General features: G+C 63.7%; 20 protein-coding genes. 8 read left to right on the forward strand and 12 right to left on the reverse strand.

The window, feature by feature from the left end; all coding sequences use genetic code 11:
* Positions 1-11 precede the first annotated feature (11 nt).
* The 4 genes from pglX to brxL are packed head-to-tail and all read left to right on the forward strand — an operon-like array spanning position 12 to position 8,498.
* Complete coding sequence (pglX, locus tag NS1_RS36350; RefSeq protein WP_062991958.1) at positions 12-3,506, forward strand: BREX-1 system adenine-specific DNA-methyltransferase PglX; 3,495 nt, start codon at positions 12-14, stop codon at positions 3,504-3,506.
* A 57-nt stretch (positions 3,507-3,563) separates the two neighbouring features.
* Entirely contained in the window at positions 3,564-3,860 is a 297-nt protein-coding gene (locus NS1_RS36355; protein ID WP_062991960.1) for a DUF1016 family protein, read from the forward strand.
* The gene (pglZ, locus tag NS1_RS36360) at positions 3,860-6,361 is read left to right on the forward strand and encodes a BREX-1 system phosphatase PglZ type A (RefSeq protein WP_062991962.1); all 2,502 of its coding nucleotides are present in this window, start codon (positions 3,860-3,862) and stop codon (positions 6,359-6,361) included. Before NS1_RS36355 ends, pglZ begins: the two co-directional genes overlap by 1 nt.
* A 10-nt stretch (positions 6,362-6,371) precedes the next feature.
* Positions 6,372-8,498, forward strand: a complete 2,127-nt coding sequence (gene brxL, locus NS1_RS36365) for a BREX system Lon protease-like protein BrxL (protein ID WP_084504776.1) — start codon at positions 6,372-6,374, stop codon at positions 8,496-8,498.
* 831 nt (positions 8,499-9,329) lie between these two features.
* Here the strand turns inward: brxL and NS1_RS36370 are convergent.
* The 5 genes from NS1_RS36370 to NS1_RS36385 form a co-directional block, all read right to left on the reverse strand.
* Positions 9,330-10,274 (reverse strand): GIY-YIG nuclease family protein, encoded by a 945-nt coding sequence (locus tag NS1_RS36370; RefSeq protein ID WP_062991964.1) that lies wholly within the window; start codon positions 10,272-10,274, stop codon positions 9,330-9,332.
* Positions 10,271-10,438, reverse strand: a complete 168-nt coding sequence (locus tag NS1_RS36375) for a hypothetical protein (protein ID WP_157125594.1) — start codon at positions 10,436-10,438, stop codon at positions 10,271-10,273. Before NS1_RS36375 ends, NS1_RS36370 begins: the two co-directional genes overlap by 4 nt.
* 83 nt (positions 10,439-10,521) lie before the next feature.
* A complete protein-coding gene (locus NS1_RS40605) occupies positions 10,522-11,130 on the reverse strand; it encodes a hypothetical protein (RefSeq protein ID WP_157125595.1) in 609 nt (202 codons plus the stop codon).
* A 220-nt stretch (positions 11,131-11,350) separates the two neighbouring features.
* Entirely contained in the window at positions 11,351-12,862 is a 1,512-nt protein-coding gene (locus tag NS1_RS36380) for a hypothetical protein (protein ID WP_062991968.1), read from the reverse strand.
* Entirely contained in the window at positions 12,859-13,074 is a 216-nt protein-coding gene (locus NS1_RS36385; RefSeq protein WP_062991970.1) for a hypothetical protein, read from the reverse strand. Before NS1_RS36385 ends, NS1_RS36380 begins: the two co-directional genes overlap by 4 nt.
* A 103-nt stretch (positions 13,075-13,177) precedes the next feature.
* On the opposite strand from NS1_RS36385, the gene NS1_RS36390 reads away from it, so the two are divergent.
* The gene (locus NS1_RS36390; protein ID WP_084504775.1) at positions 13,178-13,897 is read left to right on the forward strand and encodes a TetR/AcrR family transcriptional regulator; all 720 of its coding nucleotides are present in this window, start codon (positions 13,178-13,180) and stop codon (positions 13,895-13,897) included.
* Between the two features lie 187 nt (positions 13,898-14,084).
* Here the strand turns inward: NS1_RS36390 and NS1_RS36395 are convergent, their stop codons facing one another.
* On the reverse strand, positions 14,085-15,503 hold the full coding sequence (locus tag NS1_RS36395) for a WGR domain-containing protein (protein WP_062991972.1): 1,419 nt from the start codon (positions 15,501-15,503) through the stop codon (positions 14,085-14,087).
* 466 nt (positions 15,504-15,969) lie between these two features.
* Here NS1_RS36395 and NS1_RS36400 point away from each other — a divergent pair, with 466 nt between their 5' ends.
* The 3 genes from NS1_RS36400 to NS1_RS36410 all read left to right on the forward strand — a co-directional run bounded on the left by NS1_RS36400 (position 15,970) and on the right by NS1_RS36410 (position 18,117).
* Complete coding sequence (locus NS1_RS36400; protein WP_255284826.1) at positions 15,970-16,611, forward strand: VldE C-terminal domain-containing protein; 642 nt, start codon at positions 15,970-15,972, stop codon at positions 16,609-16,611.
* Between the two features lie 151 nt (positions 16,612-16,762).
* On the forward strand, positions 16,763-17,503 hold the full coding sequence (locus NS1_RS36405; RefSeq protein ID WP_062991974.1) for a glucose 1-dehydrogenase: 741 nt from the start codon (positions 16,763-16,765) through the stop codon (positions 17,501-17,503).
* A gap of 80 nt (positions 17,504-17,583) precedes the next feature.
* A complete protein-coding gene (locus NS1_RS36410; protein ID WP_062991977.1) occupies positions 17,584-18,117 on the forward strand; it encodes a hypothetical protein in 534 nt (177 codons plus the stop codon).
* A gap of 48 nt (positions 18,118-18,165) precedes the next feature.
* Here NS1_RS36410 and ppnP read toward each other — a convergent pair whose 3' ends face one another.
* From ppnP to sucB, 6 genes are all read right to left on the reverse strand, one after another.
* Positions 18,166-18,477 carry a pyrimidine/purine nucleoside phosphorylase gene (ppnP, locus tag NS1_RS36415; RefSeq protein WP_062991979.1) on the reverse strand — a complete coding sequence of 104 codons (312 nt, stop codon included), beginning with the start codon at positions 18,475-18,477 and terminating at the stop codon, positions 18,166-18,168.
* Positions 18,478-18,515: 38 nt separating this feature from the next.
* Entirely contained in the window at positions 18,516-19,538 is a 1,023-nt protein-coding gene (gene lipA / locus NS1_RS36420) for a lipoyl synthase (protein WP_062991981.1), read from the reverse strand.
* Positions 19,535-20,284 (reverse strand): lipoyl(octanoyl) transferase LipB, encoded by a 750-nt coding sequence (gene lipB, locus NS1_RS36425; protein WP_062991983.1) that lies wholly within the window; start codon positions 20,282-20,284, stop codon positions 19,535-19,537. The genes lipA and lipB overlap by 4 nt, the downstream gene beginning before the upstream one ends.
* A 44-nt stretch (positions 20,285-20,328) precedes the next feature.
* On the reverse strand, positions 20,329-20,832 hold the full coding sequence (locus NS1_RS36430; protein ID WP_062991985.1) for a GNAT family N-acetyltransferase: 504 nt from the start codon (positions 20,830-20,832) through the stop codon (positions 20,329-20,331).
* An 8-nt stretch (positions 20,833-20,840) separates the two neighbouring features.
* On the reverse strand, positions 20,841-21,734 hold the full coding sequence (locus NS1_RS36435) for a TIGR01777 family oxidoreductase (protein WP_062991987.1): 894 nt from the start codon (positions 21,732-21,734) through the stop codon (positions 20,841-20,843).
* 12 nt (positions 21,735-21,746) lie between these two features.
* A partial coding sequence (gene sucB, locus NS1_RS36440) for a 2-oxoglutarate dehydrogenase, E2 component, dihydrolipoamide succinyltransferase (RefSeq protein WP_062991999.1) occupies positions 21,747-23,181 on the reverse strand: 1,435 nt, incomplete at its 5' end.

Genomic DNA, 23,181 nt, shown 5'->3' on the forward strand with positions numbered 1-23,181 from the left:
GAGAAGCACACATGGATACCAAGTCCCTGGAGCGGTTTGCCACCCAAGCCCGCCGAGAACTGCTAACCGCGGTTGAGGCTCAGGCTTCGGCGGTGCTCGCTGCTGGTTCGGTCGCACGGAGCGAGCGCAGCGAGCCGGTGAAGCGACTCGAAAGGGACATCGCCAAGCACGGCCAAAAGCATGTGATCGACAAGGTCGCATACACGTGGTTCAACCGGCTCATCGCACTGCGCTATATGGATGCCCGAGGCTACACGAGCGCCGGAATCGTCTCACCAGTGCAAGGACACGACCACGGCCAGCCGGAGATCCTCGCCGACGCCAAGCGGGGACACCTCGATACCGATGTAGTCACCAGCGGTCGCACGGCTGACGCGATCCTGGGGCTTCTCGACGGAACCCGTCGCAGCACGGACGCTGAGGGGGAGGCCTACGCGCTGCTCTTGACTGAGTACTGTCGGCATTGGAACAAGGCCATGCCCTTCATGTTCGAGCGTGAAGGCGACTACACCGAACTGCTCGTACCTTCAGGGCTACTTGCCGACGGCGCGATTCTGTCGTGTGCCCGCGAAGTGCTTACGGAGGACGTCTGCAAGGACGTCGAGGTTATCGGATGGCTCTACCAGTTCTACATCTCCGAGCGGAAAGACGAAGTCTTCGCCGGTTTCAAGAAGAACAAAAAGGCCGGCGCCGAAGAGATCCCGGCGGCAACCCAGCTCTTCACACCACACTGGATTGTTCGCTACTTGGTTGAGAACTCGCTCGGCCGACTTTGGATGCTCAACCGGCCGACCTCGCGGCTCGTCGACCGGATGGAGTACTACATCGCCCCGGTAGACGAGGAAGCCGACTTCCTCAAGATCAACGGCCCCGAAGAGCTGACGGTGATCGACCCGGCCTGCGGGTCGGGCCATATGCTCACCTACGCATTTGACCTGCTCTACGCAATCTACGAAGAAGACGGTATCGCGCCGTCGGAGATCCCGAGCCTGATCCTCGCTCATAATCTCTACGGCACCGAGATCGACCCCCGCGCAGGATCTCTGGCAGCGTTCGCCCTCACCATGAAGGCACGCGACAGCGACCGGCGCTTCTTCACTCGTTCGCAGGTGAAGCCTAAGATCTGCGTGATCGAACCGATCTCGTTCGGGTCCGATGAACTGGACTTCCTGGTGACCAAGGATGGCGACCGTCACGCGGAGGAGGCGTTCTGGAACCAGTTCAGCGACGCCGACCGACTCGGTGCGCTAATCCAACCGGCCGCCGAAGAGACGCAGCGCTCGGAAGCCGTATTGGCCGCGCTTGACGACGACGGCGATATCTTCCATTGGCGAACTCTCGAAGTGGCTAGAAATGTTATTGAGCAGGCTGCGGTCCTCAGTCGCGAGTACGCGATCGCGGTGGCAAACCCGCCCTACATGGGCAGTAAGAATATGGATACTCGGCTTACCGAGTTCGCCAAGGCGGAGTACAAAGAATCGAAGTCTGATCTCTTTGCGATGTTCATTCAGCGATGTCTGGCACTGACGGCAAAGCACGGCGCTACCGCCATGATCACGATGCAGTCTTGGATGTTCATCTCATCCTATGAGGATCTAAGGCAGAGAATTGTCCGCTCCAGCCCGCCAGTTTCTATGGTCCATCTTGGCGAACGGGCTTTCGATTCGATCCCCGGTGCCGTCGTGTCTACGACTGCTTTCGTACTCGAACCTGGTCGGCAAACCGCGCGCTTAGCAGATTTTGTTCGGGCGGTTAATGGGCAGAACGAAGCCGCGAAAAGGACAGTTTTGCTTGATGCTGCGCAGAGAATTGACTGCGAGTGGCGGTTTGCCGCATCATCCGAGGATTTCGCCAAGGTTCCTGGCTCACCGATTGCGTACTGGCTCTCTGATGTTATGCGTACAACCTTCACGACTGGACAACCATTGCGGTTGAGCGCAGAACCGCGGAAGGGAATGGACACTGGCGACAACGCGAGGTTCCTGCGCGGGTGGTGGGAAGTGTCTCAGCGGGGGACATCGTTGACTGAGTTCCGGAATGGCACTTGGAACGCTTACAACAAGGGTGGCGGATTTCGTAAATGGTATGGCTACCGTGAGTTCTTGGTGGACTGGCGGCATGCTGGAACCGAGATGCGAACGCGCAGTGGAAGCCGCTACTTCGGACGATCTGGTTGGACCTGGGGGACAGTAACGTCAGGGGGACTGTCGATGCGGTTTACGCCTGAGGGTGCCGCGTTCGATAACGGTGGTTGCACGCTATTTTCTGGCCGAGATCTATCTGTTCCGGCCTTGATTCTAAATTCTACAACTGCAGACGCTATTCTCGCAGCAATTTCGCCGACACTTAATTTTCAGCCTATCAACATTGGGGCAGTCCCGATCATAGACTCCGAGTCAATCAAAGCTGCCGCTAGTGAGTCGATTCAGGATCTGATTGATACCTCACGGAGTGATTGGGATGACTTCGAAACATCGTGGGAATTCCAACGTCCTTCGCTATTTAATTCCGCGCTTGTCGGCGGCCCCCTTGCTCGACGCTATGGGGTTTGGTCGTCGGACCAATCTCAGACTTCTCGCGAGCAACAGACTCGAGAGAGGGAGAACAACCGCGTCGTCGCTGAGGCGTACGGATTAGCAGATGAGGTATCGGTCGATGTTCCGCTCCACCGCGTTTCACTCACTCGCAATGTTGAATTTCGATACGGCCCCGGTAAGTCGGACGCCGAGTACGAGGCTTTGGAACGTGCTGACGTCGTAGCAGAGCTGATCTCCTACGCCGTTGGTTGCATGTTCGGTCGTTACAGTCTCGACGAGCCAGGACTGATCCTTGCCGACCAGGGTGCGACGCTTCAGGACTATCTCGCGAAGGTGTCGTCGCCGACGTTCGAGCCCGACGCCGACAACGTCATCCCGTTCGTCGACGACGGTTGGTTCGAGGACGACATCGTGGAGCGCTTCCGTCAGTTCATGCGTACCGCCTTCGGTGCGGAGCACTTCGAGGAGAACCTGCGTTTTGTCGAGGAATCACTGGGTGTGAAGGCGATTCGGGACTATTTCATCGCGACGTCGAATCCGTCCGGCAAGAGCGTCGCGAAGTCGACGTTCTACGACGACCATGTGCAGCGTTACAAAAAGCGCCCGATCTACTGGATGTTCTCCTCGCCCAAGGGATCATTCAACGCGCTGGTCTACCTCCACCGCTACACACCGTCAACAGTCTCGACCGTCCTGAACGAGTACCTCCGTGAATACCGAGCCAAGCTCGAGGTCGCGTTCCAGCGCGCTGAGGAAGCCGCTGCTGGTGGCGTATCGGCGAAAGAGCAGAAGGAAGCTGATCGCCTCCGCGCGATCCTCGCCGAACTCCGTGACTACGAGCACGACGTCCTCTACCAGTTGGATATCCAGAGAGTAGAGATCGACCTCGACGACGGGGTGAAGGTGAACTACTCGAAGTTCTACCCGGCTGTACGGAAGATCACGGGTCTGGAGGTATCCGATGGGTGACCTGGAACGCGTCGGTGATACCAGCGCGGCGGATCTGTTCGGGCGGGTCTCTCGGCGTTGGTCGAGCAGAACCGTACGGCAGTTGCTGCTCAGGCGAATGCGGCGTTGACCCAGGTGAACTGGGAGATCGGTCATCTCATTGACACCGAGGTGCTCCAGGAACGCTGGACCGGAGACGCACTGGAGAGTTTAGCGACGTTGTCGCAGCATTTGAGCTGCGGCCATTGCAGCGCCCGGACAGCTCAACGACCAAAGCTGGAACTGGAGCGGCGAATCGCGCAGATCTACCGCGCAGCCCAGGAACAGGTTGCGCGCCCCGAACTAGGCTCAGGCCGCGACGATGAGGACGACTAATGAGCGAGACGCCGACGATCTCCGACTACCTGGCAGGTCGCTTCGCCGAGCAACGCATCGTCGTGTGGCACGACCCCGACGGTGGTTACGCGGCTGACCTCGACAGCCACGTGCCGGAGGGCATCACCGTGCTGCGTATCGAGGATAACGAATTCGCCGCCAAGCATCGTGTGCTCCGCCAGGACACGATAACTCAGTTCCTGCTCTACCGCTGCGGAGCCGTCGCGGAAGGGGTGAGTAATTGGCTGCTCGATATCGAGTTGGCCTACGGTCCGGCGTTCACGGCAGATCGTGACGCGCTCATATGTGCTGGCCTGGGGCTGACCCTGCCTGGCGCTGACGCGCTCATCGCCGAGCACGCCTCATTCTTCGCGAATGCCACGTTTGTCGACAAGTTGAAGGCGCTGCTCGCGCCAAGCGATGACCTTGTGACGGTCCGGGCAAAGATGTGCGCTGTCGCGATCGGTCAGAAGGAACACAGCTTCTCCGAGCTCACGCGTACGCTGCTGGTCCAGCAGTCGGACGGTAGCTCGGCCGGTTTCGACGCCGTGTCCGAGTACGGGCTTGCCGACTTTCACTGGTGTGGCGCAAAGCACATCTATGGGTACCGTTCCGAGTCGCCGACAGTGCCCGGCTTCATTCTGTGGATGTTCCGGCGGGCTCACGATGGCTTCGACGTCACCGCGTCTAACGGCGCCCGTAACCTCGCGATCGACTTCCGTAGCTTCCGCGACTCCAAACGTAGCGCTCGCGCGATCAAGGAGCTCGCCCGCAAGACCGAGAATGATCTCGGATACCAGGAGCAAGTCGCAGAGATCCCGTGGGATGTACTGACTGACGCCGACATTTTCGAAGCCGCTGAACGGGAGACTATCCGACGTCTGGTCGATGGGATCGTCAACCAGACGATGCCGCAACGCGATGTCCTCGACGCCATCAGCACACGCCGTCGCGACAGCTTCTGGTTCGAGGACTACGCCACCCTCTACGAGGCACTAGCGGCCGCCGCTGAGCTTTTCCCCGCGATTCGCACCTGCCGAGTGGATTTCACCAGCTTCGACGAGGGGATTACGCGTTACCGCGACGAGCTGTTCCGTATCGATCAGCTCTACCGCCAGTTCACGCACGCTTACCTGACGGCCGAGTTCAAGCAGCCGCTCGACGAGCTGGCGGACCAGGTCGAGGCTGCCTACGTCACGAACTTCCTCGCCCCGCTCGGCATGAGCTGGCAGCAGCAGGTCGATGCGATCGAGCAGTGGTGTACGCCTGCGGTGACCTCTCAGTCTTCGTTCTACGAGCAATATGTCGCGAAGCTCACCAAGGGCGGTCACAAAAAGGCTGTCGTCGTGATCTCTGATGCGATGCGCTTCGAGGTTGCTGAGGAGCTGACCTCGAAGATCCGTGGTGAGAACAGGTACGAGGCCAAGATCGAGGCACTACTGGGCGTGCTGCCCAGCTACACACAGCTGGGCATGGCGGCGCTCTTACCGCACAAGATGCTGGCTCATTCGCCGACTGGTGATCCGGTTCTGGTCGACGGTGTGAAGTCCGATGGTTCTGCGAACCGCAATAAGATCCTCAACGCGGTGGGCGGCGTGGTTGTACAGGCGAAGGACTTCGTGGAGATGAAACTTGCCGAGCGGCGAGAACTGTATTCATCCCACCAGGTGCTCTACATCTACCACGACACGATCGACGCCACGGGAGACAGCGCGAAGTCGGAGCACCGCACCTTTTCGGCAGTAGCAGAAGCACTCGATCAACTGGTCGATATCGTGAAGAAGCTCGCCAACGCAAACGCCACGAACATCTTTGTCACCGCGGACCACGGGTTCCTCTATCAGCGCTCCAAACTGGCACCGCAGTTCAACCTCACGGTCAAGCCGCAAGGTGATCAGATCGTGGCGGAGAAGCGCCGTTACGTGCTCGGCCGTGGTCTGAAGAAGGACTCCGGGCTTCGGATCTTTCAACCGGAGCAGCTGGGGCTGGCCGGCGATCTCGAGGTGCAGATTCCGAATTCGATCCACCGGATCGTCAAGCCAGGTGCCGGGTTCCAGTTCGTGCACGGGGGAGCATCGCTCCAGGAGATCGTGGTGCCGGTCGTCTCGATCAACAAGAGACGCTCGAACACGGTCGAGCCGCTCAACGTCGACATCCACCCAGAGTCGGACAAGATCACAACGGGTCAGGTTGTCGTCAAGCTCTACCAGTCGATGAAGGTCGAACCGCAGCGTCCTGCACGACGGTTGCGTGCCGGGCTCTACTTCGGGGATCAGCTGATCTCGAACGAACAGGAGATGATGTTCGATTCGGAGAGCGACCAGGGGCGTGACCGGTTCCAGAGCGTTCGGCTCCTGCTGAGCAAGGACGCGGACGACGCTAACAACCAGAGTGTGGAATTCCGCCTGTTGGAGCCGATCGACGGCACTGACCAGTGGAAGAAGTACAAGAGCGTGCCGTACACGATCAAACGCTCCTTTACAACAGACTTTGACTTCTAAAGGAGCGATGATGAGCGAGAACATCGACCTGACCCCGGCCGCGCCCATCGAGGGCGTTCTGGAAGACGAGGCACCGCAAGCGACAGGGCAGCCCAGCGATCTGGATCGCACGATCAACGAGCACTTCGCCGGCGCCGTGGTCCGGAAGGACCTGGTCAAGGCGGTCAAGGGCAACGCGATCGTGCCCTCGTACGTGTTGGAGTACTTGCTCGGTCAGTACGCGGCCTCTGACGATGAGGCCACGATCCAGGCAGGCATCGACAAGGTGCGAGACATCCTGGCGCAGCACTACGTGCACCGCAACGAGTCCGAACTGGTCAAGTCGCGCATTCGGGAGAAGGGCCGCTTCCGGATCATCGACAAGGTGAGTGTCACCCTCAACGAGAAGGACGACGTCTACCAGGCCTCCTTCGCCAACCTCGGCATCAGTGGAGTTCTCGTCGACCCGAGCACCGTGAACGCCAATCAGAAGCTGCTGGTCAGTGGTGTGTGGTGCCTGTGCGACATCGAGTACTTCCACAGCGACGACGTCCGTGCGGTGCCGTGGATCCTCGGCAGCTTGAAGCCGATCCAGATGTCGAACTTCGACTACCAGAACTACTTGTCTGCGCGTGCGAAGTTCACGACGGATGAGTGGATTGATCTGCTGATCCAGTCGATCGGCTTCAACCCGGAAATGTTCGGCCGTCGTGCCAAGCTTCTCCAGCTCGTCCGCCTGATCCCGTTCGTCGAGCGCAACTACAACCTCGTTGAGCTCGGACCGAAAGGAACCGGCAAGTCGCACATCTACTCGGAGTTCTCGCCCCACGGCATGCTGATCTCCGGCGGCGAAATCACCGTGCCCAAGCTGTTCGTCAACAACGCCAACGGTCGCCTCGGGCTCGTCGGCTACTGGGACGTGGTTGCCTTCGACGAGTTCGCGGGCAAGAAGAAGCGCACCGACAAGGCGCTCGTCGACATCATGAAGAACTACATGGCGAACAAGTCGTTCTCCCGTGGTGTCGAGACTCTCGGCGCGGAGGCATCAATGGTGTTCGTGGGCAACACCTCGCACACCGTGCCGTACATGCTCAAGCACTCCGACCTGTTCGATGAACTGCCCGAGAGCTACCACGACTCGGCCTACCTCGACCGCCTGCACTTCTATATCCCGGGCTGGGAATTCGACACGATCCGCGGCGACATGTTCTCCACGGGATACGGATTCGTCGTCGACTACATCGCCGAGGTGCTCAAGTCGATGCGGGACCTTGACTACTCCGACCGCTACCAGCAGTACTTCACGCTTGGCTCAGACATCTCGACTCGCGACCGCGACAGCATCCACAAGACCTTCTCCGGACTGATGAAGCTGATCTACCCGCACGAGCATGCCACGGCCGAGGAGATCGAGGAGGTCCTGCGCTTCGCGGTCGAAGGACGCAAGCGCGTGAAGGACCAGATCCTGCGCATTGACCACACCATGACCGCGGTGAACTTCGGCTACCAGCGTCCGGCGGGCGAATGGACGGCCGTCACCACGCTGGAGGAAGACGAGTACCCGGGGCACTACCACCGTGGTCGGCCGGGCACCGGGAGCGTCGATGAGGAAGTGGCTGAGCTGGCTACACCGGACGCCGCGGCTGTCACGGCTTCGGTCAAGGAGGAGCTGTTCCAAGGACAGCGGGACTTCGTCGAGAACCAGCGCGGAGTCTCCTACGAGACCCTGTTCATGCCGTACCTGCGTGGTGCGACACAGATCGAGTTGCACGACCCGTACATCCGGATGAGTCACCAGGGCCGCAACCTGGTCGAGTTGCTGGCGTTGATCGCTTCGGCGAAGGATCCCGCTGACGAGGTGTCGTTCAAGCTATTTACCCTGCTCGAAGAGGATCCTGAGTATCAGAAGAAGCAGTTGCAGATGCTCAACCAAATCGTTCAGGGCGCTGCCCAGCAGGGGATCAAGGTGGACGTGGCCAAGGACCCCGGCGGTCACGACCGCTGGATCCGCACCGACAACGGGTGGCGCATCAATCTCGGCCGTGGTCTGGACATTTTCCAGAAGCAAGAAGGGGGCTGGTTTGACTTCGGTGGTACGCGCCAGGAGTTCCGTCAGGTTCGTGCCTTCGGCGTGACGTACATCCGAAACGACAGCTGATCTCGTTTCCGAGAGCGGAAGCGGACAGGCCTGTGCATCCAGCCATATGCTCGTCTGATTTGACAAGCTCTCAGGGCGTTGTGGTGACTCAGGTTTCGAGAACTCCTGCAGCCCATTCGGAGCAACTCGCGCGAGGCGGTCACGCTCCAACGACACTTCGTGGACAACGTGATGTACCGGCGGTCGAAGAGATCGGCCGCCTGAACCCGAAGGGACGGCGATGAGCGCACGGGTACTGGTGTACGGGTCAGCAATGGCGGGCTGGTTTTTATCACCCGGGAACAGACACAGGAGCTAGCAGCTTCGTGGACCGGATTCGGTACTTGGGCATAAGCCCGAGCGGCGCGTCCTCCGCGAAGGTGGCAAGACATCGTCGACCGAGGGAGCCGAGGTCCCCGTTCCGAGACTCAAGGAACCGTTCGACCTGTCACGAGTTCCTGATAGCGAGGATGGGTACTGGCCTGAGTGGCCGGCGCAGCAGATGCTCGAGTGGATCCCCGCACAGGTTGCTGCCCTTCATGGCCAACGCATCGCCAGCCTCCCGCTCTTCCAGGAGACGCGGGACCTCGCCGAGTTGATCCGTAGCCGCGCGGCCTGACACACTGCGGACGCTGGTCGCGAATCGGTCTGTAGGGTTGTTCGCCGCCAGCTTCATGTGGTGATGAGTGGATGACAAGCAGGTGTCGCCGTCGGCGGTGGGTGACTGCGTCAGCAACTCAGTCTGGACATTCGAGTTGCTATCGCGGTACTTCCAATTGCCAAGATCTTGAGGCTACTGGTCGCGAAACAACGCGACCACGCGGTTCTGGGCTTTCTGTTCAATCTGTCACATCACTCATTGCTCACCCCTTGTCTCATCGCCTCCTCAACTCCTTCGGTTTCCCACTGCCCATAACTTGTCTGCGTGCCCTTGACCTGCCAGTCCTTGCGGCCATTGGCGGCGCGGCCGGCGACGATGGCTGCCGCTGCGCTTGGACTAGCAAACACGTGGTTGCGAGTGAAGCGCATAGCCGAGCCATCGGGCGTGGGCACGAGCGTGCCATCGTGCTCCAACTTCTCCCGCAGCCCCACATAGCTGTGGCTCTCGTCACCGGCCCAAGCCAGTCGCGCGCGGGAACCTTCGATCACTGTGAACTCGCCATCGACCTCCTGCGCGGTCGCGGTGATGCCGAACTTCTTAACCGCCATCTCGAACAGCGGCGAATCCGTCCGGGGCTCGGCCGTTTCGGGGTTTGATCCCACTGAAATCGCTCGTGGCGACCGAAAGAGATTCACCCCGAGCACTGGCAGCACGATCTTGGCCTGCTCGATGAAGTACTCCATGTCCGACACGTCAGCCTCGGGCAAGACGATCGGCGGTGGCGCGGTGCCGTTGGTGAGCCGAGCTCGATTGGCCTGTACGGCGAGCGTGATGAACCGACTCTCCAGGTATCGAGCGTGCGCCTTCGTCAGGTTCGTGTCTTTACTGGTCAGCACGATGGCTCGATCCCAGAAGTCTTTGCCGTTCCGGTCTTCCGGGCGAGCGTGCTGATACAGACGCTTGCTGACGTCGTCGCCTTCGCCGATGTAGGCCATCTGCCCGCCAAGACTGTTCGGATCATCGCCGAGCAGAATGTAGATGCCAGTGCGCGTCGCCTCGGGGCGCTTCAACAGCGCCGCGAGGTCCGAACGCGGAGCAGCCACGACGTGACCAGTCCAGTTCATGATCTCGGCCGTGAGTAGCCCACCAGGCGTGCCGTCAGCCAGGAACAGACGGACCGATTTGCCGCTACTCACGAGGCCGCCTCCACAGGTAGACGAGTGCGACCGGCCAGGAACTGCTGAAGCATGCCGGTTAGTGGGAACTCGGTGTGGATTAGCTTGCGCTTTTCCTCGGCATTGGAGACCCGTGGGACGGCGCTGGTGCGATCGAACTCCGCAGTGGCGGTGGCGAATTCCATGATGGGGACCATATCCCTAGCGTCAGCTGCCCCGCTTGCCGACTAGTTGGTCCCTGCCGTGTGGATCGCGTCTTACCGCGCGTTCACCTCGGCAACGGCGTCATCGAGCGAGAGCTGGATCCCGCGTGGACATGGCAGCTTTCGCGAAGTCGCCAAGCCAGCGCGGATACGTCGTAATGGTTGGCGGCCACGAGCGAGGAGGGCGCCCGAGACGGCGAGCTTCGTGGGCGCGGGCCGAACACGGCCGTTCCCGCTGTTTGGATCTCCGAAAATGTCGGCCTCCCGGTGGCGGCCGCGGAGTCTCGGATGAGAAGCAGATCGCCGATGTCACGGGGGCGCTCGTTGACCGAGAACGGTGGTTCGTGCGCGTCAGAGACGGCATGGAATTTCCGTGCGATCTGGAAGCGCATGACAATCCCGACGAGGGTATCCGGGTCTGGCAGGCCGAATCCACTCAACGGTGGCGGTTCGATCGCTTCGAAGTCGTCGCCCATGCCGGCCTCGTCTGGTGAGACTTCGAACTGGATCCGGCGCTTGGCAACTACCACCAGGATTTCGTAAACAGCGAGGACGGTGCTCGCATCTCTGTCCGGAAGAACTAACTCACCATGACGATCACCGCTCAGGCCGGATGTCGTCTTGCCGAGGACCCGCGTCTGCGTAGGTCCGGGCTGTTGGGCCCAAGCGAGCACGTCCCCTATCCGACTCCTTTTCCTCGCCGACAACCCCCGTTTACGCGACCGCGAAGACCAGGCTTTCGCGCAATCTCTGTGCAGCGAGACTTTCGGGGTAAGGCCGTAGATATCTGGCCTGCTTGGCTGCGGAATGCAGACTATCCCGCAATGTATGTCCCGTGCGAGCGTCCGTCACGACTGACACCGCCGCGAGGATGCTTGATAGGTCCCCGGCCGATCAGCTGGCCGTCAGATTGTCCGCGAGTTCTGGTTGACCGCATCGAGTTGCTTGTGCGGCGAGCAGGTTGCGGAGTTGTTCGGTGAATTCTGTGCGGATGTCAGACAGACCTAGCCAGATGGCGGGATCTTGCGTGGTGATCGTGCCGACAAGGATTTCCAGGTTGTCGGCTTCGTTAATGAGGGTGATCGAACGGGATCGAGCAGAGAAGTCCTGGCGGAGAAGGATTTGTATCAGGGTTGCGCTGCAATCGGCTGCTGGGGCCGCTTGGACTGCGGCTAGGAATTCGTTGTCGGTGAGGGCGTTGATTGTGGTGGCGAGGGTGTCGTGGGTGGTGGTGGGGAGGTCGTTGAGGAGGGGGAGGGCTTCGGGCCAGAGGTTGTGGGTGGCGGTGGCTTCTATGGCGGCGGTGAGGTAGGCGGGGCGGTGCATCACTGGGAGGGAGGCCAGGCGTTTGCGGTCTGGGGTGGAGAGGGCGAGGGCTACTGGCAGGAGGGTGGGCCAGTGGTTTTCGGTGTGGGCTTGTTCTATGAGGGTGGTCAGGCAGTCGTCGGGTTCGGTGGCTACTCGGGCGGCGACGGTGTGGAGTTGGGTGGGGGAGAGGTGGGTGGCTAGGGGGAGTAGGGAGAGCCAGAGGTTTTGGGTTAGGGCTAGGTTGGCGATTTTGGTGAGGAGGGTGGGGTTTTGCATGGCTGGGCGTTGGGCCAGGCGTTGTAGGGGGTGCGGGGCCATGCCTGCTGCTACGGGGAGGAGGGTGTCCCAGGCGTCTACTTCTTCTACTGCGGCGAGTAGGCCGTCGATGACTTCGTCGTCTTGGGCGGCTACGACGTTGGCGAGTTTGGAGCGTTCGGTGGGGCCTAGGAGGGCTAGCAGGGTGATTGCTTTGGGCCATTCGTCGGCGTCGTGGGTTGCGCGGATGACGCCGGGGACTCGGTCGGTGACGATGGTGAGGAGGCGGTCGGCGGCTGAGGTTTCCTCGAGGTAGTAGCCGACCTGGAGGATGTCGAGGTTGGAGGCGTGGGGGAGGGCTGCGCGCAGGACTGAGTCGGGGACCGAGCCTGCGAGGTTGCCCATTGTCAGATAGTCGCCGCGGCTGATCAATTCGCTGGCGACGGCTGCTGCCATCGGGCCGGGGACCTGGGCGATCAGTTCGACTGCTCGGCGGGGGTCGAGGGTGAGGGTGCCGTCGGCCAGGAAACTGGGGGAGAGGGCGCTGGCGATGGCTACGGCGCGGGCTGGGTCGACGGAGCCGGCGAGCGCGGCGGCGAGAACAGGGCCGAAGGCGGCTTCGGTGATCTTGGCGGCGATGGGGGCGGGGACCAGTTTGGCGGCGGCGCCGACTCGCTGCATGCGACGGGCTTCGCGGCGGGCGGTGAGATCGGTGATCTGGTCGCGGAATTCGCGGAGGGCCGCGGGTGGGAGGGTGGCGAGGAAGGCCAGGTCGGCGGGGTCGCGGTCGAGGACGCGGGCCAGTTTGGCTAGTTCGACGGTGGTGTGGTGGGTCGCGGTCATAGTCCGAGCACCTTCTTCACGGCGGGGCGGGCCAGGCGGGGGATGAGACGCATGCCGGAGTCGAGGGCGTCGTCGAGGGCGGCCTTGCGGTGGTCGAGGGCGGCGCGGACGTAGTTGTCGAGGAGTGCCAGCTCGTCGGGGGTGAGGGTGGCGAAGTCCGGTGGTGGTGGGGCGCCGAGTGTTGCGGTGAGTTGGCGCAGGGCATCCGACACGGACCGTCTCCTTCGATGCGATGTCCGGAAGTTCGTACTGCCGGTACGGGCAACGATACTGCCGGTACGGGGTGCCTTCTGTAAAGAGCCATTCGGCCGGGATATGTGGAAAGTCCCGATCGTACTGCCGGTACGTGTATCGTTCTCGACCGTGACCCGTGCCAGCCGACGACCTCCGCCGGTGAGTCGGGATGTCATCGTCGACGCGGCGATTCGGGTGCTCGATCGGGACGGGCCTTATCCGAGTATGGATGCTTTCGCGGTCGAGGCGGGGATGACGAAGCCGCGGCTGTATCGGCAGTTCACCGACAAAGGTGACCTCTACGCCGCCATCGGTACACGATTCGCCGACTCGGCGTTCGCTGCGACGGGAACCGACCTGACCCTGCTGTTGCAGCCGCCCAGCGCCGCCATCGATCGCGCGCTCACCGACTATGCCGTCGGAATTCTTGCCCACCCCAACGTTTTCCGGTTCCTGACGCAGACGAGCGCGAACCGTGAGGGGGTGACGGGTCAGTACGACCTCGCCGGCGCGGTGGCGGGTCGCTTCGCGGAAAGGGCTCGGGCGGTGGCGGATTCGATTCCTCTGGATGCCGAGGGGATCGAATATCTGGCGCGGGCGATCGTCGGTGTGATGATCGTGCTGACAGACCTGTGGTTGAGCGACAGGGAGCCGGATTCCGGTGAATTCGTAAGTAGGGTGCATGAATTGGTGTGGGGGATGATCGATGCGTTTCTGCGCGGGCGGGGTATCACGGCGGATCCGGGGGTGCCGATCTTTGCCACCCTGGCTGCGTTGAACCCCGATGCGGGCGAAGTCTGAGGCAGCCCACCGCCAGCCACAGCCGCCATCTCGTTACTGGCGGACGGTAGTCGTTCGTGGCTGGCGGTGGGGCTGCGACGTTCGTGCGGGTGTTCCGATTCGGTGATCGGGGTCCAGGCCGTTGTCGTCAGCTAGTCGATGGGTGCCGGACTCGGCATGGCGGCGGGGTCGGGTCGCGGTGGGGGTGTCAGCCCAGGCGGCGGATGTCGCCGCGGACTCGGTAGAAGCCGCCTCGGGCGGATTCGGAGACGGCGTCGACGACGTAGCGGGCGCCGGCGAGGCGGATGTCGCGGGGGAATTGGACGTTCCAGCCGGGGTCGTAGCCGGGGGAGATGACGTGGACGCGGAGGGAATCGCCGTGTTGGAGGCATTCGACGATGACGCCGGTGCCGACGTCGGTGGTGAGTTCGAGGGTGGTGCTGGGGGCTACGGCGGAGAATTCGGGGGCTTTCACCGAGCGGGTGGTGGGCAGGACGCCCTGGTCGGCGTCGCGGATGGCGGATTCGCTGACGTCTAGGCAGGCCAGGGCGCCGGAGGTGGTGACCAGGTAGAGCTTTTCGTCGTGGTACTGCATGGAGTAGGCGGAGCCGCAGCCGGTGGCGAGTTTCCACAGGCGGGTGCCGGTGGCGTCGAAGCAGTAGACCGAGGAGTGGGAGTCGCCTGCGAAGACGTAGCGGCCGTCGGGGGAGGCGGCGCAGGAGAAGACGGCGGCGTCGCACTGGTAGGTGCGGGTGGTGGTGCCCTGCTTGGTGATCTCCTCGACCTGGTTGTGGGAGGTGCCCGCGTAGACGGTGTCGGATTCCTGCCAGCCGAACAGGACCGCGCCGCGGGTGGACGAATTCCACTGGGAGCGACCGGTTTCCAGGTGGTACTTGGTGACGCCGGCGCTGTGGCCGTGGTAGACGCCGGTGGGGTCGACGCGGACCATCCAGCCCGAGTTGCCCTTGCTGCGGGCCGACCAGAGGGATTCCTCTTCGTGGTCGATGACGGTCAGGCCGCCCGCGGAGTCGGAGGCGGCGAGGATGCCGTCGTGGATGTCGAGCCAGTAGACGTCGTCGGCGGAGACGTCGTAGGCGGCGCGGGGGACTTTGCCGGACAGGTCGTAGACGCGGCCGTCGTCGCAGCCCGCGTAGATCCAGAAGTCGTCGGCGACGATGCATTTGACCGCGTCGGGCAGTCTGTAGCTGTTGGTGACGACGCCGGCGGGGGAGAGGGTGAAGACCTCGCCGTCCTCGTTGCCGACCCAGCAGCGCTGCTCGTCGACGAAGATGCCGAAGGCGGCGGCGCCGGAGTCGAAGCGCCACAGGACGGGGGCCGACTTGGCGGTGGAGCGCTGGCTGGTGATGCTGCGGCGGGTGACGGTGCGGCGTTCACGCGCGCCCATGACGGCGGGGGCGTAGCCCTTGCGCATCTTTTCGCCGATCTTCTTCTGCGCGGCCGAATTCGCCTTGTCCTCGGTGGCGAAGGAGCTCGCTTTGGACGTACCCTGCTCGCCGATGCGGCCGTAGCGGATATTGACGTTCGTTCCGGTGACGACTACCTCGTAGAACTTGTGCGAGGAGCCCGCGTCGTCGGACAGTTCGAGATAGGTGGTTTCGGCGGTCATGCGTCCTCGCTGAGCTCGTGGAGATCGAATGCACGAAAAGTAGCAAGGGGCACCGACATTGGCGCGGCGCTCGTCAGCGGTGGGGAATCCGGCCGACGGAGGGTAGCCGAATGTGATCCGACGGCACTGGACCGCCTGCGCGGTGAACAAGCTGATCGGGCGCGTCGGCAGCTCGACCCCGACTGCGCACAATCCGCCTGGATAGTGGGATCGCGGCGATGACCGATGGGTTCGTGGGAGGCGAAGGATCCCGATCCTTGTTATGTCGACGGGTCGAGCCGGTGACGTGAGCGACAGCTGAAGCGCCAGGCGTCGCGACAGGCCGTCTTGATAACGACACGCGGCGAAAGGATTGCGAGATCGCTTCGGGTGATAGATGCTGGTCCGACTGTGTAGTGTGCGTCTGGGCGTGACATTTCCGCGACCGTTTCGTAATCTTACAGTGACCTGTTCTCGACAACGACTGGTGATCTACATCGTGACTGCTTCGCATCGCAAACCGTCGGCTCCCAAGAGCCGCATGCCGCTGGCCGTATGCAGTCTCGCGGCAACGATTCCCGGCATGTTGATGATGGTGATGCGGCCGGGTGGGGCGGAGGTCGAGGCAGTGGCTTCGGTCGAACCGCTGTCGACTTCGGCCATCGAACTCGACCCGATCGCCGCAGCGCCGATGCACGATGCGCCGCAACCGGGGCCGATTGTCAGGGCCGATGACGAACTGGCCGCCTTGTCGGCGCTGAAGGTCAAGGTTCTGTGCGGGACGGAGTTCAACGGGACTCTGCCGCACGTGGCGCAGGTCGGTCACCTGTTGCAGAAGATGTTCGGGGTCTCGGATATCGGTGGTGCACACGGTCGTTATGACGGTGACCACGGCGCGGGGCAAGCGCTCGACGTGATGACGGGCAACCTTGCCCTGGGTAACACCATCGCGGATTTCGTCCTGGCCAACAAGGCGCGCTTCGGTGTCACCTATGTGATCTGGCAGCAGCGCTACAACGACGGTAACGGCTGGTCCTACATGGAGGATCGTGGCAGCCCGACGCAGAATCACTATGACCATGTGCATATTTCGTTCCAGTCGTCAGGCGCGGCTAACATCGCCTGCTGATTCCAGCTCGCGGTCGGCTTGATCGGCGCTCCTGCGAGCGTATCGCCGTCCGCCGGGTTGAATTAGAACGTGTTCTAGCAATACTGCCCATTCGTGCGGACGAACCTCATACGGTGTGAGGGGGTTCGATTCGACGAAGGAGTATGCGGACATGGGACGGTTGGCCGGCAAGGTTGCGGTGATCAGTGGTGGGGCTCGGGGGATGGGGGCGGCGCATGCTCGGCGGTTCGTCGCCGAGGGGGCGTCGGTGGTGATCGGTGACGTTCTCGATGACGAAGGCGCCACGGTGGCAAAGGAACTCGGGGATGCGGTGGTGTATCGGCATCTCGATGTTCGTGAGCCGGAGCAGTGGGCGGGGGCTGTGGCGGCGGCGGTCGAGGAGTTCGGTGGGCTGCATGTGCTGGTGAACAACGCGGGGATCGTCAATGGGAATCTGTTGGTGGACTTCGCGTTGGACGAGTGGCAGCGGATTATCGATATCAATCTGACCGGGACGTTTCTCGGGATGCAGGCGGCCGTTCCGGCGATGAAAGCCGCTGGTGGCGGGTCGATTGTGAACATCTCCTCGGTGGAGGGGATGCGGGGTAGTCCGGGTCTGCACGGATACACGGCGACGAAATTCGCGGTGCGTGGGCTCACCAAGTCGGCGGCACTCGAGCTCGCGCCGCAGGGGATTCGGGTGAATTCGGTGCATCCGGGACTGATTTCCACGCCGATGACCGAGGGGATTCCCGCGGACTTCCTGCAGATTCCGCTCGCGCGGGCGGCCGAGCCGGATGAGGTGTCGGCGCTGGTGGCGTATCTGGCGTCCGACGAGTCCTCGTATTCGACCGGCGCGGAGTTCGTGGTGGACGGTGGTCTTACCGTCGGTGTACCGCACAAAAGCTTCTGACCTGGCGTGCAGCGCGGTTTGGGCGATCGACTCATCCGAACGGGTGATCTCGATCCGTAAAAGCGAGGAAGATGGGGAGTATGGCCCCCAACAGTGCGAAATATCTGATCAGCAACGGCACCGACGACCGGGTGTCGCTTTTCGATGACGGGCGCGTAAAGGTTTGGTCGACCACCCACCTGTGGACCGAAGAAGGTCGCGAGCGGCACAACGCCCTCGGCGAGACTGTGCTGCTCGGCATCGGGCGCACGCTCGGTGAGCCCGGTCCCGTGGATCGGCGTCAGCAGTGTGATGCGGAGTTCGAGCTCGACCCCGAGAAGGGGCACACAGTGGCTGCCACCGTCGGCGCGGACAACGGGACCTTCGTGCAGTTCTTCCATGACGGCAAAATCGCTGTCGGCAACGACGGACGCGATGTGGCGACGGTGTTCAACGCCGGCCGGGAAACGACGTCGGCTCGCGGAACGACCGGTGTCGGCGGGTCGGTGATGGTCACCTTCGGTGGCAGTTACCGACCGAGGACCAAGCGCGAGAGTGACTTTCAGGTGGAATTGAGCGAGGCTACCGCCCCGCGGCCCAACCGGCTGTACAAGGACGAGTTCCTTGTGAAGTAGATCCGGCGATCCGGGGCGACCGAGATGGTCGCCCCGGCGCCGGGTTTGTCAGCCGTAGTAGCAGATGTAGTGCATGGTGTCGACGACGTCGATGTCGAACGAGCTGTCGCCGGGGACCTTGAACGACTCGCCCGCACGGTAGGTGATGGCCTCGGTCGTACCGGCCAACGTCACGTTGGCCTCACCCGCGACCAGCTCCATGACCTCCGGAGCGTTGGTGGAGAAGGTGAGCGACGACGGCTGGATCACGCCGACCGACACCGAGGCGCCATCGGGCAACTCGAGGCTGTAGCTGACGCATTTGCCGTCGAAGTAGACGTTGGCCTTCTTGCTGACGGAGACGTTCTCGAACTTCGACATGGGTCCTTCCGAGGGGGTGAGGGGACCCTTAGTCTAAGTCAGCTGCCGAAGCGGGCCAGGACCGAGCTGGCTTCCTGGGAGGCGGTGCCTTCCTTGGCGAGGTGGGCCATGGCTTCGGGGATCTCGCGGCCATGGTGGGTCATCGCCTGGGCGTAGAGGCGGCCTGCCCGGTAGGAGGAGCGGACCAGGGGGCCTGCCATGACGCCGGCGAAGCCGAGTTCTTCGGCGAACCGGGAATGCTCGACGAATTCCTCCGGCTTCACCCAGCGGTCGACCGGGTGGTGACGGGGGCTGGGGCGCAGGTACTGGGTGATGGTGAGGATGTCGCAGCCGGCTTCGTGGAGGTCGCGCATCGCCTCGGTGACCTCGTCGGGGGTTTCGCCCATGCCGAGGATGAGGTTGGACTTGGTGACCAGGCCTGCCTCGCGGGCGGCGGTGAGCACGGCGAGGGAGCGCTCGTAGCGGAAGGCGGGGCGGATGCGCTTGAAGATGCGCGGCACCGTTTCCAGGTTGTGCGCGAGGACCTCGGGGCGCGAGGAGAAGACCTCGGCGAGCTGGGCGGGGTCGGCGTTGAAGTCGGGGATGAGCAGTTCGACGCCGGTAGCCGGGTTGCTCGCCTTGATGGCGCGCACGGTCTCGGCGTAGAGCCAGGCGCCGCCGTCGTCGAGGTCGTCGCGGGCGACGCCGGTGATCGTGGAGTAGCGCAGGCCCATCGACTGGACGCTCTCGGCGACGCGGCGGGGCTCGTCGCGGTCGAGGGCGGCGGGCTTGCCGGTGTCGATCTGGCAGAAATCGCAGCGGCGGGTGCACTGTTCACCGCCGATGAGGAAGGTGGCCTCGCGGTCTTCCCAGCACTCGAAGATGTTGGGGCAGCCCGCTTCTTCGCACACCGTGTGCAGGCCCTCGGATTTCACCAGGCTCTTGAGCTCGGTGTACTCGGGGCCCATGGTGGCGCGGGTGCGAATCCACTTGGGTTTGCGCTCGATCGGGGTCTCCGCATTGCGCGCTTCGATGCGCAGCAGCTTGCGTCCGGCGGGGGCAGAGGCGTCTACGGAACTCACCGGACCGACTCTACGCTCGGGGCCTGCGCGTTCGCCGGTGCGGTGGTGCGATCAATGTCATGCGGCGAGACGGGAATTTCGCCGTCGAGCGCGGCAACAATCGCGGCGGCGACGAGAGGCTTGAGCTCGGCGACGGTGACTTCGCGGCCGAGTTCGCGGGTCAGGGTGGTGACGCCGGCGTCCTTGATGCCGCAGGGCACTATCGCCTGGAAGCCGTCGAGGGCGGAATTGCAGTTCAGGGAGATGCCGTGCAGGGCGACGCCGCGCTGCACGCGCACCCCGATCGCGGCGATCTTGCGCTCGGCGAGCAGTTCGGTAGCGGGCAGCCACACGCCGGAGCGGCCGTCGATGCGGCCGCAGGTGATCCCCAGCCCGGTGACGACCTGGATCAGGGCCTCTTCCAGGCGCCGGACGTAGTGGACGACGTCGACGGGCTCGGCGAGGCGGATGATCGGGTAGCCGACCAGCTGGCCGGGTCCGTGCCAGGTGATCTTGCCGCCGCGGTCGACCTGCACCACCGGGCTGCCGTCGATCGGCAGATCCTCGGCCTCGGTGCGGCGGCCCGCGGTGTAGACCGACGGGTGCTCGAGCACGAACAGCCGATCGGCTCCTTCGCCTGCGGCGCGCTGATCGGCGGTCTGCCGTTGCAGCTCCCAGGCGGCGTGATAGTCGATGAGTCCGAGATCCTCGACCACGATCGGGGTCGAATCGAATCGAGCGGACGCGGTGGGGCGCGTGTCGTTCACCGTTCTGACGTTACGCCGGGGGACCGGGGAGGCCAAAGAGGGTGTCAGGGTTCGATCGGGAAGTTGCGCTGCATCAGGGTCAGGTCCATCCAGCGGCCGAATTTGTGGCCTACCTCGGGGAGTTCGCCGACGGTGTGGAAGCCGAAGCGTTCGTGCAGGACGATCGACGCGCTGTTGCTCGACTCGATCGCGGCGATCATGGCGTGGACGCGGCCGGAATCTGTTGCGCGCGCGATCAATTCGGTGAGCAGGGTGGTGGCTACACCGCGGCGCTGGAAGTGGTTGTCCACGTAGACGGAGTTCTCGACGGTGAAGCGGTAGCCGGATTTGGGGCGCCACTGGCCGTAGGAGGCGTAGCCGGCGACCTCGCCGTCGATCTCGGCGACGAGGATCGGCATGGCGGCGGCGGTGCGGGTGGCGAACCAGGTGAGGCGGTCGTCCAGGTCGACTTCGTCGGTGTCCCAGATCGCGGTCGACTCGGCGATGTTGGTGTTGTGGATGGCCAGCACGGCGGGGAGATCGGCCTTGTCGGCGTCGCGGATCAGCATCGAGGGGCTCACTGTCTGCCGACGGCGGCGGACAGGGCGGCGCCGAGGGTCGGGTGCTGGTAGGTGTACCCGGCCTCCTCCAGCACCGAGGGGATGGCGCGTGGGCCGTGCAGGATCGAGTCGGCCAGCTCGCCGACCAGGGCTTGCACGGCGAAACCGGGGACGATGAACGGGGTCGGCCGGTGCAGTGCGCGGCCGAGGGCGCGGTTGAATTCCGCGTTGGTGACGGGGGCGGGGCCCGTGGCGTTGATCGGGCCGGAGATCTCGGGGTGGGTGAGCGCGAAGACGATGGCGCCGACCTCGTCGTCGAGGGAGATCCACGGGAAGTATTGGCGGCCGCTGCCGAGTCGTCCGCCCAGGCCGACGAAGTACAGCGGTTGCAGCTTGCTGAGCAGGCCGCCGTTGCGGGCGAGCACCACGGCGCTGCGGATCAGCACGGTGCGGACACCCGCTTCGGCCGCCGGTTCGGTGGCGGCTTCCCAGTCCCGGCACAGCACGGCCAGGAAATCCGTTCCGGCGGGTGATGTCTCGTCGACGACGGCGTCACCGGTCTCGCCGCCGTAGTAGTGCGCGCCGCTGGCGTTGATCAATGTCGGCACGCCGACGGCGGCGACCGCGGTGGCCAGCACATCGGTGGGGGTGATGCGGCTGTCCCGAAGCAACTGCTTGTAGGTGCCGTTCCAGCGGCGATCACCGATGCCAACACCGCACAGGTTCACGACCGCGTCGGCCCCGCGCAACGCCCGCTCGTCGAGCTGGGCGCGCGCGGGATCCCACGCGAATTCGTCCGGTGCGGCCGCAGTACGGCGCACCAAGCGGGAGACCTGGTGCCCGTCGCGGCGTAGTGCCGCGACGAGCGCCGTCCCGATCAGGCCGGAGGAACCGGCGATGACCACCTTCATCGAATTCCTCGGCTACAGGCCGAGATCGGCCTCGAACGCCGAATCTTCCAAGCGGTGCTTGATGGTGGAGACGAACCGGCCCGCGTCGGCACCGTCGATGAGACGGTGATCGTAGGTGAGCGGCAGGTACACCATCGAGCGCACGCCGATGGACTCGCCACCGGCCTCGTCGGTCACCACTACCGGGCGCTTCACGATCGCGCCGGTGCCGAGCATGCCCGCCTGCGGCGGGAGCAGAATCGGGGTGTCGAAGAGCGCGCCCTCGCTACCGATATTGGTGATGGTGAAGGTGCCACCGGACAGCTCGTCGGGCTTGAGCCCACCGGTGCGCGCGCGGTTGGCGATGTCGGCGATCGCACGGGCCAGACCGGCCAGCGACAGGTCGCTGGCGTTGTGGATGACCGGCGAGAGCAGACCCTGCTCGGTGTCGACCGCGATCCCCAGGTGCACCGACGCGTGGTAGGTGATCTCCTTGGTGTCCTGGTTGTAGGACGCGTTCACGTTCGGGTGCACACCGAGCGCCTCGACGACGGCCTTCGCGAAGAACGGCAGGTACGTCAGGTTGACGCCCTCCCGTGCCTTGAACGAAGCCTTCGCGAGCTGACGCAGATGCGCGATCTTGGTGACGTCGGCCTCGTGGACCTGGGTCAGCTGCGCGGTGCTCTGCAGCGATTCGAGCGTCTTGGTCGCGGTGATCTGACGGATCCGGCTCGCCTTCTGCGTGGTGCCGACGAGGGCGGCCAGCTTCGGGGCGGCGGACTGCTTGGCCGGGGCCGCGGGTGCCGCGGGGGCAGCGGCCGGAGCCGGTGCCTCGGCGGGCGCCTTCTTGGCCTCGGCGGCGGCGAGTACATCCTGCTTGCGGATGCGGCCGCCGACACCGGAACCGGTGATGCTCGACAGGTCGACGTTGTTCTCGTCGGCCAGCTTGCGGACCAGCGGCGTCACGTACGGGGTGCTGCCGTTGGCCGAAGCCGGGGCAGGAGCGGACGCGGGCTTGGCAGCCGGAGCGGGCTTGGGAGCCGGAGCGGGAGCCGGCTTCGGCGCGGGCGCCGCGGCGGCGGGCTCGGGAGCCGGTGCTGCCTTGGGCTCGGGAGCCGGTTCGGGCTCGGGAGCGGGAGCGGGAGCGGGCTCGGGGGCAGGAGCGGCGGCCGCGGGCTGACCACTACCGATCACACCCAACTGACCACCCACATCGACGACGTCGTCCTCCTGCGCCGTGATCTCGAGCAGCGTGCCCGCGACCGGCGAAGGGATCTCGGTGTCGACCTTGTCGGTGGACACCTCGAGCAGCGGCTCGTCGACGGCGACGGTGTCACCCACGGCCTTGAGCCAGCGGGTCACGGTGCCCTCGGTGACCGACTCGCCCAGTTCGGGCATCTTCACGGGCGTACCGGATCCGGCGGACGCGGCAGCCGGGGCCGGAGCCTCGGCGACGGGGGCCTGCGCG

It is taken from the genome of Nocardia salmonicida NBRC 13393, from assembly GCF_001613085.1.
Lineage (GTDB): Bacteria > Actinomycetota > Actinomycetes > Mycobacteriales > Mycobacteriaceae > Nocardia > Nocardia salmonicida.

Coding starts and splice junctions, on each gene's coding strand:
- pglX (WP_062991958.1), top strand. CDS start 12: ATGGATACCAAGTCCCTGGAGCGGTTTGCCACCCAAGCCCGCCGAGAA.
- pglZ (WP_062991962.1), top strand. CDS start 3,860: ATGAGCGAGACGCCGACGATCTCCGACTACCTGGCAGGTCGCTTCGCC.
- brxL (WP_084504776.1), top strand. CDS start 6,372: ATGAGCGAGAACATCGACCTGACCCCGGCCGCGCCCATCGAGGGCGTT.
- NS1_RS36375 (WP_157125594.1), bottom strand. CDS start 10,438: ATGGAATTCGCCACCGCCACTGCGGAGTTCGATCGCACCAGCGCCGTC.
- NS1_RS36380 (WP_062991968.1), bottom strand. CDS start 12,862: ATGACCGCGACCCACCACACCACCGTCGAACTAGCCAAACTGGCCCGC.
- NS1_RS36390 (WP_084504775.1), top strand. CDS start 13,178: ATGTGGAAAGTCCCGATCGTACTGCCGGTACGTGTATCGTTCTCGACC.
- NS1_RS36395 (WP_062991972.1), bottom strand. CDS start 15,503: ATGACCGCCGAAACCACCTATCTCGAACTGTCCGACGACGCGGGCTCC.
- NS1_RS36405 (WP_062991974.1), top strand. CDS start 16,763: ATGGGACGGTTGGCCGGCAAGGTTGCGGTGATCAGTGGTGGGGCTCGG.
- NS1_RS36410 (WP_062991977.1), top strand. CDS start 17,584: ATGGCCCCCAACAGTGCGAAATATCTGATCAGCAACGGCACCGACGAC.
- ppnP (WP_062991979.1), bottom strand. CDS start 18,477: ATGTCGAAGTTCGAGAACGTCTCCGTCAGCAAGAAGGCCAACGTCTAC.
- NS1_RS36430 (WP_062991985.1), bottom strand. CDS start 20,832: ATGCTGATCCGCGACGCCGACAAGGCCGATCTCCCCGCCGTGCTGGCC.
- NS1_RS36435 (WP_062991987.1), bottom strand. CDS start 21,734: ATGAAGGTGGTCATCGCCGGTTCCTCCGGCCTGATCGGGACGGCGCTC.